This is a genomic window from Pseudomonas saxonica (assembly GCF_007858365.1).
Classification (GTDB): domain Bacteria; phylum Pseudomonadota; class Gammaproteobacteria; order Pseudomonadales; family Pseudomonadaceae; genus Aquipseudomonas; species Aquipseudomonas saxonica.
Genome location: NZ_VFIO01000019.1, coordinates 23,321 through 30,006 on the forward strand (window position 1 = coordinate 23,321; position 6,686 = coordinate 30,006).

7 protein-coding genes are annotated in these 6,686 nt (G+C 59.7%); 6 read left to right on the forward strand and 1 reads right to left on the reverse strand.

Translation table 11 applies throughout. The annotated features are described in order from the left end of the window. The first annotated feature begins 26 nt into the window (after nucleotides 1-26). Nucleotides 27-944 carry a DNA-binding transcriptional activator PunR gene (gene punR, locus FJD38_RS23835; protein WP_146387952.1) on the forward strand — a complete coding sequence of 306 codons (918 nt, stop codon included), beginning with the start codon at nucleotides 27-29 and terminating at the stop codon, nucleotides 942-944. On the opposite strand, the gene nikR is transcribed toward punR, so the two are convergent. Beyond that, nucleotides 941-1,357, reverse strand: a complete 417-nt coding sequence (nikR, locus tag FJD38_RS23840; RefSeq protein ID WP_122782396.1) for a nickel-responsive transcriptional regulator NikR — start codon at nucleotides 1,355-1,357, stop codon at nucleotides 941-943. The two genes, punR and nikR, sit on opposite strands and share 4 nt — an antisense overlap. A 104-nt stretch (nucleotides 1,358-1,461) precedes the next feature. Here nikR and nikA point away from each other — a divergent pair, with 104 nt between their 5' ends. Genes nikA through nikE form a run of 5 tightly spaced genes read left to right on the forward strand, consistent with a single transcriptional unit; the run spans nucleotide 1,462 to nucleotide 6,401 of the window. Further along, nucleotides 1,462-3,021, forward strand: coding sequence for a nickel ABC transporter substrate-binding protein (gene nikA, locus FJD38_RS23845; RefSeq protein WP_122782397.1), 1,560 nt, complete (start codon nucleotides 1,462-1,464; stop codon nucleotides 3,019-3,021). Between the two features lie 2 nt (nucleotides 3,022-3,023). After that, nucleotides 3,024-3,965, forward strand: coding sequence for a nickel ABC transporter permease subunit NikB (nikB, locus tag FJD38_RS23850; RefSeq protein ID WP_122782398.1), 942 nt, complete (start codon nucleotides 3,024-3,026; stop codon nucleotides 3,963-3,965). Beyond that, nucleotides 3,962-4,807: a nickel ABC transporter permease subunit NikC gene (gene nikC / locus FJD38_RS23855; protein ID WP_122782399.1), complete on the forward strand. Its 846-nt coding sequence runs from the start codon at nucleotides 3,962-3,964 to the stop codon at nucleotides 4,805-4,807. Before nikB ends, nikC begins: the two co-directional genes overlap by 4 nt. Then, on the forward strand, nucleotides 4,804-5,577 hold the full coding sequence (locus FJD38_RS23860; RefSeq protein ID WP_122782400.1) for an ATP-binding cassette domain-containing protein: 774 nt from the start codon (nucleotides 4,804-4,806) through the stop codon (nucleotides 5,575-5,577). The genes nikC and FJD38_RS23860 overlap by 4 nt, the downstream gene beginning before the upstream one ends. Further along, nucleotides 5,574-6,401 carry a nickel import ATP-binding protein NikE gene (nikE, locus tag FJD38_RS23865; RefSeq protein WP_146387954.1) on the forward strand — a complete coding sequence of 276 codons (828 nt, stop codon included), beginning with the start codon at nucleotides 5,574-5,576 and terminating at the stop codon, nucleotides 6,399-6,401. Before FJD38_RS23860 ends, nikE begins: the two co-directional genes overlap by 4 nt. Nucleotides 6,402-6,686 lie beyond the last annotated feature (285 nt).

Here is a 6,686-nt window from a genome sequence, read left to right on the forward strand (position 1 = left end):
GACATCAACTATTTTGAAGGCTAATCATGTGGTCTGAATACTCGCTGGACGTGATCGATGCGGTGGCCCGTCACGGCAGCTTCAGCGGTGCCGCGCAAGAACTGCATCGCGTGCCTTCAGCCATCAGTTACACCGTGCGCCAGCTGGAACAGTGGCTGGCGGTGCCGTTGTTTGTCCGTCGTCATCGCGATGTAGAACTCACCCCGGCCGGGCACATGTTTGTCAAAGAAGCCCGTGACGTGATGAAAAAAATGCTCGGCACCCGGCGCCTGTGCCAGCAAGTAGCCAATGGCTGGAGCGGCCAATTGCGGGTAGGCGTGGACTCAATCATCAAGAAGCTGCGCTGCCAGCAAATGGTCATCGACTTCTACCGGCACTTCCCCGATGTTGAGTTGATCGTTCAATACGAGGTGTACAACGGGGTGTGGGATGCGCTGGTGGATGCACGCGCCGATCTGGTGATCGGTGCAACCCGTGCCGTGCCGGTGGCCGGCAGTTTTGCCTTTCGTGACATGGGTGCCCTGGACTGGTTATGCGTGGCCAGCCCGCAGCACCCGCTGGCCAGCTTAGAGGGCTTGCTGGTGGACGACCAACTGCGCCCCTACCCTGCGCTGTGCATGGACGACACTTCCCGCAGCCTGCCCAAGCGCGATACATGGACGCTGGACAACCAGCGCCGGATGATGGTGCCGGATTGGGCCACCGGCCTGAAGTGCCTGACTGAAGGCCTGTGTGTCGGCATGGCGCCTGCGCATCAGGTTCAGCCATTGATCGATCAAGGCCTGCTGGTGGCGCTGTATTTGCAGCGGCCATTTCCGTCGAGTCCCTCTTGCATTGCCTGGGTGCAGGACAATCACTCGCCGGCCATGAGCTGGTTGTTGGAGTATCTGGGTGATACGCCAACCTTGAATCAGGAATGGCTTAACGAAACCGCGCTCAGCTAATGGTCTTCGCCCGCAGGTAATGGAATGATCTGCGCACTCCCGTGGCGAACCCCGCGTTCGGCCATCACGTGGCGTGCCAGTTGCGACACCTCACTCACCGAGCCCTTGAGCACCGACACTTCCATGCATTTGCCCTCATCAAGGTGCACATGCAGTGTCGACAAGGTCAGGTCGTGATGATCATGAAAAGCACCGTTCAGACGTTTCGAGAGGTCCCGAGTGCCATGATCGTAGACGTAACTCAAGGTCGCCACACAGGCTCCGTCCGGGTCATCCTCACAGCCGGTTTGCAGCAGTCCGGCCCGCAACAAATCGCGTACCGCTTCTGATCGACCTTGATAGCCATGGCTCACCACGCGCTCGTCAATGGCGGTCAACAAGGCATCGTCCAGCGTGATCGTGACCCTCTGCATTCAATTAGCCTCGCAGTTATGAAGTTTTGACATAGACTTCTTACCCGGTGAATGAACAGGCGATTAGCCATTAACTCGGGAGAAACAGTGTGACGGACTCATGGATGAAAAAACAGCTGGCTTTATGGACGATTGGCGTCTGTCTGAGTACAGGTCTGTCTACCGCCAGCGCTGTGCAACCGGACCCGACGCTAACCTATTCATGGCCCACCAACGCCGGGCCGCTGGACCCCAGAGGTTACTCGCCCAATCAGATGTATGCCCAGGCCATGGTCTATGAACCGCTGGTGCGTTATACCCCTCAAGGAACGTTAGAGCCTTGGCTAGCCACGCAATGGGCGATCTCGCCGGACGGCAAGACCTACACCTTTACGTTGCGGGACGGCGTGACCTTCAGTGATGGTAGCCCGTTCAATGCGGCAGCGGCCAAAGCCAATCTGGATGCGGTGCTGACCAACAGCAAGCGCCACCAGTGGATGGAGCTGGTGTCCACACTGGATCGAGTCGAAGCCCCTGACGAACATACCCTGGTGCTGGTGCTCAAGCATCCTTACTACCCAACGCTGATGGAGCTGGCACAAGTGCGGCCTCTGCGTTTCGGTGCCCCGGCTGCCAAACCCGGCTCACCTGTGGGCACTGGGCCGTGGGTGCTGACGCAAACCCGACGCGGTGAATACGATCGCTTTGAGCGCAATGCGCGCTATTGGGGGAACAAGCCCGCGTATGGCTCGGTGCTGGTCAAAGTCATTTCCGACCCCGACAGCCGTGCGATTGCCCTGCAAACCGGCGAAATCGATCTGATACAGGGTGCTGACGGTGAAATTTCCCCCGGCACGTTTGTGCGCCTGCGCGACTCGGGTTTCCACAGCGCCATTTCCGCGCCTTTGGCCACGCGCACGGTTGCCATGAACACCAACCTGGCACCGACCAATGAGTTACCGGTACGTCAGGCCATCAATCAGGCCGTGGACAAAGACACCATTATTGCCAAAGTGCTGCACGGCCAGGAACCTCGCGCCGATGCGCTGTTCGCCAGCAACATGCCCTACGCCGACCTTGGTCTCAAAGCCCTGCCTTACGACCCGGAACAAGCGAAAAAAACCCTTGAAGCAGCAGGCTGGACACTGCCGGCAGGCAAAACTGTACGCGAGAAGAACGGCCAGCGACTGAGCACCGAGCTGGTATTCCTGGGCCCCAGCGCCTTGCAAAAAAACCTTGCTGAAATCATTCAGGGTGAATTGGCCAAAGTCGGTATCGAGGTCAAGTTACGCGCAGAGGAAGACGGCGCACTGGTTCAGCGCCAGCGCGAAGGCAAGTTCGGCATGATCTTCGCCGATACGTGGGGCGCCCCCTACGACCCGCACTCGTTTGTCAGCTCCATGCGTTACGCAGGTCATGCGGACTATATGGCCCAGCGAGGCTTGCCGATGAAGGACGCCATCGACCAGAAAATCGCCGAAGTGCTGGGCGAAACCGATGAAGGCAAGCGTGCCGAGGATTACCGCGAAATTCTCACCACCCTGCACGATCAGGCGGTCTACCTGCCGATCTCGCACCTCACTGCCATCAGTGTGAGCGGCAAAAACGTCGATAACGTCACCTTCGGCAGCACCTTGTTTGATGTGCCGTTCGAAGTCATGCACCCCACCAGCGGGAAACCCTAACCATGCTGCGCTATATCATTTTGCGGCTCGTGCTGCTGATTCCGGTACTTCTAGGTGTGTCGTTGATCGTGTTTGTGCTGCTGCATTTGGGCAACGGCGACCCAGCGCTCGACTACCTGCGCCTGTCACAAATTCCGCCAACCGATGCCGCGCTGGCCGAGGCGCGGCATGCGCTGGGGCTTGACCGCCCATTGCCTGAGCAATACCTGACGTGGTTATGGAATGCACTGCATCTGGATTTCGGCATGTCCTATATCACCGGGCGCCCGGTGCTCGACGATCTGCTGTATTACTTGCCGGCCACGCTGCAACTGGGCGGTCTGGCGCTGCTGGTGACACTGGTCATGAGTATTCCGCTGGGTCTGGCCGCCGCGCGCTGGAAAGGCCGCTGGCCTGATCAGGTGGTGCGTTTCATCACCTTCATCGGCGTATCGATGCCTAACTTCTGGCTGGCCTTTCTGCTTATTGCCCTGCTCTCTCTGTGGCTGGGCTGGTTGCCGCCGATGGGCCGTGGCGGCCCCGAGCACTTGATCATGCCGGTACTGGCCATCGCACTGATGTCGATGTCGATCAATGCCCGCTTACTGCGTGCCAGCTTGCTCGATGTGCGCCAGCACCGGCATGTGTTCTATGCCCGCGCCCGTGGTTTGAATGAGCGGCGGGTGTGGCGCGACCATATCCTGCGCAATGCCTGGATGCCACTGGTCACCGCCACCGGCATGCACATCGGCGAACTGCTGGGCGGCGCGCTGGTGATTGAAACCATCTTCGCGTGGCCCGGTGTCGGGCGCTTTGCCGTCAGCGCCGTGCTCAACCGTGACTTTCCGGTGATGCAATGTTTCACCCTGCTGCTGACCACGTTACTGGTGGTGTGCAACCTGGTGGTCGATATCTGCTACGCCTGGCTGGATCCACGCACACGCTTTTCGGGGGTAATGGCATGAGTACTTTGGCCGCAACGTTTTCAGGCAAAAAGACCGGGATGCGCATCGGCTACTGGCTGGTGGGGCTGTTGCTGATACTGGCCCTGTTCGGGCCCTGGATCGCCCATTACGACGCGACTCTGGTGGATCTCGACAACCGCCTGCTGCCCGCCAGTGCCCACCATTGGCTGGGCACGGATCACTTGGGGCGCGACGTCCTTTCACGCCTGATTGTCGGCACGCAATTGTCATTGGGCAGCGTAGTACTGGTGCTGGGCCTGGTGTTGATTCTCGGGGTGATCATTGGCGGGGTGGCCGGCATTGTCGGCGGCAAGGTCGATATGGTGCTGATGCGCCTGTGCGACATGTTTCTGACCTTCCCCACGCTGGTACTGGCCTTTTTTCTGATTGCCCTGCTGGGCACCGGCCTGACCAACGTGATCATCGCCATCGCGCTGTCGCACTGGGCCTGGTATGCGCGCATGGTGCGCGGCATGGTGCTGGCCCAACGCAACCGAGACTACGTACTGGCCTCGCAGTTGGCCGGCGCGTCACGCTTGACCCGTCTGCGCCAGCACGTAATGCCTAATGTGGTGGGCCAATTGCTGGTACTGGCCTCGATGGACATTGGTCATATGATGCTGCACGTTTCCGGGCTGTCCTTCCTCGGCCTGGGCGTCAGCCCGCCCACCCCGGAATGGGGGGTGATGATCAACGACTCCAAGGAGTTCATCTGGACACACCCGCAATTGCTGCTGTGGCCCGGCCTGATGATTTTTATCTCGGTGATGGCCTTCAACCTGCTGGGTGACGCACTGCGCGACCGGCTTGACCCCAGTGTTCTGGCGGAGATCAAGGAATGAATACCCACCTGACCATTCAAGGCTTGAGCCTGCGGCATCAGCAGCGAACGCTGGTGCACGATTTACAACTGACGTTAAAGGCCGGCCAGGTACATGCATTGGTCGGTGCCAGCGGTTCGGGCAAATCCCTGACCTGCCTGGGCATCCTCGACCTGCTGCCACCCGGCGTGCATTGCAGCGGCGCCACCTTGTTGCTGGACGGCAAGCCAGTCGAGCCTGCCCAACTGCGCGGCCGCGAAGCCGCGCTAGTACTGCAAAACCCGCGCAGCGCCTTCAACCCGGTGCGTTCATTGCGTCAGCATGCGTTGGAAACCCTGCAAACACGGGGCGTGACGGGCCACGAGGCCGATGAACTGATCCACGCCACTTTGCATGAGGTTGGCTTATACGACGGTCAGCGTGTGCTCGACTCATTCGCCTTCCAGCTCAGTGGCGGCATGCTGCAGCGCATGATGATCGCCCTGGCCCTGCTCGCCGATAGCCGTTTTTTGCTGGCTGACGAACCCACCAGCGATCTGGACGTGGTTGCGCAAGCGCGCTTTCTGGACTTACTGGAGCGGCTTGTGGACGAGCGCAATCTGGGCGTGCTGCTGATCACCCATGACATGGGCGTGGTTGCTCGTAGCGCGGACCACGTCAGCGTGATGGCCCACGGCCGAATTGTCGAACAGGCCGATGTCTACAGCCTGTTCAATAACCCCCGCAGTGAAGAAGCGCGCACGCTGTTGGCGGCGCATCACGCTTTGACCCGAGAGGTGTGCAACGCATGAGTATTTTCCAGATACGCAACCTCAGCCACGGCTACACCGCTGGTGGGCTGCTCAGCAAACGGCATCGTATACAGGTGCTCAAAGAGCTGAGTCTTACCCTGAATGATGGCCAGAGTCTGGGACTGCTGGGCGCTAGCGGCAGTGGCAAAAGCACCCTCGCCCGCCTGCTGATGGGTCTGGAAACGCCAGACGAGGGCAGCATTGAGTTTGACGGCCAGCCCCTGCGGGGGCTTGATGCGCCATTTTTAAAGCGTGTGCAAATGGTTTTTCAGGACGCCCTGAGCGCGTTCAACCCCCAGCGCAGCATTGGCTGGAGCATTGCCGAGCCGTTACGCCACCTTTCACAACTGGATGCTGAGGCGTGCAGGGCTCGGGTATTGCAACTGCTGGCACAGGTTCAGTTGAACGCTCGTGACATCGACAAACTGCCCGCCCAGCTCAGTGGCGGGCAGCTGCAACGTGCCGGTATCGCACGGGCTTTGGCGGTTAATCCGCAGTTGATCATTCTCGACGAAGCCCTTTCCAACCTTGACCGGGTGTTGCAAGTTCAGATTCTGGAGCTATTGGCTGAGGTGCGTCGTGAATCGGGGACGGCGTTTGTGCTGATTACGCACGATTTGAGTCTGGTGCAGCATTTTTGCCAACGGGTGGTGGTGCTGGCAGACGGGCATGTGGTGGAGGATCAGTTGGTTACTGCGAAGATGCGTTTTACTCATCCGGCGGCGTGCACGTTGCAAGCTGCGGTGTTGCCCGCCATGCCTGTGGGCCGTGAGCGCAAGCGGGTTGTTGCTCAAGAGGCACAGTCAGTTGGATTGGGGGTTTGATTCTCGATTCAGGACAGCAGATGAATTCAGATATCGCTCTAGCTTCTAGCTTCTAGATTGCAGCTTCTAAAACAATCCTCCTGCCGCCACCGAAACAGTGGGAGCGACACTGGGGCCCATCACAGGAGGCTGAACGCAGGTGCTGTTATGGGGGTGGCGAGGCAGGACGCCGAGCCAGCCGCGATCGGGCCAAGGATGGCCCATCGCGGCGTGCCCCCATAACAGTGCCGGAGTGAAGGCACCGGGCGAGCCTAGGCGAGCTCGGCCGTATGGTAGGGCAAGGAC

Bases quoted from the DNA above. Each gene is read 5' to 3' on its own strand.
- punR (WP_146387952.1), top strand. From the start codon at position 27: ATGTGGTCTGAATACTCGCTGGACGTGATCGATGCGGTGGCCCGTCAC.
- nikR (WP_122782396.1), bottom strand. From the start codon at position 1,357: ATGCAGAGGGTCACGATCACGCTGGACGATGCCTTGTTGACCGCCATT.
- nikA (WP_122782397.1), top strand. From the start codon at position 1,462: ATGAAAAAACAGCTGGCTTTATGGACGATTGGCGTCTGTCTGAGTACA.
- nikB (WP_122782398.1), top strand. From the start codon at position 3,024: ATGCTGCGCTATATCATTTTGCGGCTCGTGCTGCTGATTCCGGTACTT.
- nikC (WP_122782399.1), top strand. From the start codon at position 3,962: ATGAGTACTTTGGCCGCAACGTTTTCAGGCAAAAAGACCGGGATGCGC.
- FJD38_RS23860 (WP_122782400.1), top strand. From the start codon at position 4,804: ATGAATACCCACCTGACCATTCAAGGCTTGAGCCTGCGGCATCAGCAG.
- nikE (WP_146387954.1), top strand. From the start codon at position 5,574: ATGAGTATTTTCCAGATACGCAACCTCAGCCACGGCTACACCGCTGGT.